This is a genomic window from Neobacillus drentensis, from assembly GCF_036966985.1.
Classification (GTDB): Bacteria; Bacillota; Bacilli; order Bacillales; family Cytobacillaceae; genus Neobacillus; species Neobacillus drentensis_E.
The window spans coordinates 934-2979 of sequence record NZ_JBALSN010000655.1; the positions used below are offsets into that span (position 1 = coordinate 934).

Below are 2046 nucleotides of genomic sequence, written 5' to 3' on the forward strand. Positions count from 1 at the left end.
TTTCATAAAAGCACTAATATGATTAATTAAATAGACATAAAGTACTGACCATATGATAGTCATTACAGTATAAGTGATACCCATGATCACAAACGGTAAAAAAGAAGTGTTTCCATGGTCAACAAATTGAGGGAAAAAGGTTAAGAATAGAACCGCAATTTTGGGATTGAGGAGATTTGTAAGGAACCCTTGTTTAAAACAAGAGGTGCTTGCAAACTTGCTTTTTGTATTCATCTCAACGCTTGCTGCTACTTCCTTGTTCTTTAAAGACCATAATGTCTTAACACCCATATAAATTAAGTAAGCAGCCCCTACAAATTTAAAGACAGAAAATAATAACGCTGATTTCATAATGATGGCTGAAAGTCCTAATACAGCTGCAGAAGTATGGATAAGAAGGGCACAACAAATACCTAAAAGTGTTTTAAGACCCCCGGCTTTCCCCGCGGTGATAGTATTCTTTGTAGTAATTGCAATGTCGGGTCCGGGTAAAATGATAAAAAAGATACACATAAGCACAAACATATAAAAGTTTTCCATTTTAGGATCTCCTTTCTGCCTTTAATAGGGTTTGAATATATAATTCTTACAAATCATTATATATAAAGCGGGAGATTTATTGAAGATTAATCTTTTTTGGATACTTAGCTCTGCACCAGTTTTGAATATTTTTAGTAAGTGTTTTAAATTTGCTAAAATACATATAATCATTTATTAGAAAAAATTTTGAGATAAATCTACATCCCCCAGGTTTATCCGATTTTGAAAGGAGATTGGCATTAAATGAACAGTCCGATCTAAGTTCTCCCGTAAACAATATTTAATTTGAAATATCGGGGGATGTAGAATGAAATTAAATAAAAATTTTGCTTTGTTACTGTTGGGTCAGTCGTTTGCAAATATGGGCGATGTCCTATATATCGTCAGTGTTATTAGTGTGATATTTAACTTAACAAATTCTGCAACAGTATCATCATTCGTTCCATTTACGATTACTTCATCAATGTTTGTTTCCAGCATGTTAACTCCACTTTTAGTTGGAAAAGTGAATTTAAAATGGTTAATGGCTTGGTCACAAATTGGAAAGACTATTCTGCTTGTTATTTTGGGTTTGATGATAGTTGGTATTACAGCATCTAATTATTATCTAATCTTTTTAATAATTGGATTGATTGCGCTTCTTGACGGTTGTGCAAATCCTATAAGACAAACATTAATTCCACACTATGTAAATCCTAATGATTTAATAAAAGCTAATGGTATTGCTGAAACAGTTACCCAATTCATTCAAGCAATAATGTGGTTCGTGGGCAGTCTGTTTTTAATAGTATTAAGTCCACAACAACTCATTTGGCTCGTTGGATGTTTGTTCGTAATATCAAGTGTTTTGCTAAGTTTATTAGAAACTGTAAGTCATACATCATCGGAGCAAAAAGGGAAATTAGAACAACTCAAAGAGGGATGGAAAACTTTATTAAATACACCTGTATTGAAAAGAATTGCTTTGATAGACACTTTAGAAACCATTGCAGGGACAGTATGGATTGCGGCGATTTTATATGTTTTCGTCAATAATGCTCTACACGTTGATCAAAACTGGTGGGGATTTATCAATGGTGCTTTCTTTATAGGTTTAATTATAGGAAGCATTTTTTGTATTAAATTTTCCTGCTTAGTGGAAAGGAACCTCGGTACTTTTATTTTTGTGGGTTCATTCACTTGTTTCTTAGTCACCATATTTTTTAGCCTAAATAGTAATCCGCTCATGGCCTTATGTCTATCGCTCTTTATGGGGCTTTTTGGGCAAATCAAATACATTCCTCAACAAACGGTCATACAAACTAGTGTTACCAAAGAGCAGTTGTCCACTGTATATACCTCATTAAGTGCGATTGGAACGGGGATGTTTGGGGCTGGTTCTTTGGTAATGGGGATATTAGCAGACTTGTTTGGGGTAAGAATTGTATTCATTTTATCTGGGTTAATGCTTGCTTTGGTAAGTACAATTGTTTATAAAAATAAACAACTTTTTGTTAGAAAGGTATT

2 protein-coding genes are annotated in these 2046 nt (G+C 33.4%); one reads left to right on the plus strand and one right to left on the minus strand.

The genetic code is table 11. From position 1 onward, the window contains the following. On the minus strand, positions 1–540 hold a 540-nt coding region (locus V7659_RS29885), incomplete at its 3' end, for a LysE family translocator (RefSeq protein WP_335543657.1). A 307-nt stretch (positions 541–847) separates the two neighbouring features. On the opposite strand from V7659_RS29885, the gene V7659_RS29890 reads away from it, so the two are divergent. Continuing rightward, positions 848–2046, plus strand: a 1199-nt coding sequence (locus tag V7659_RS29890) for an MFS transporter (RefSeq protein WP_335543658.1), incomplete at its 3' end; no start/stop codon positions are given.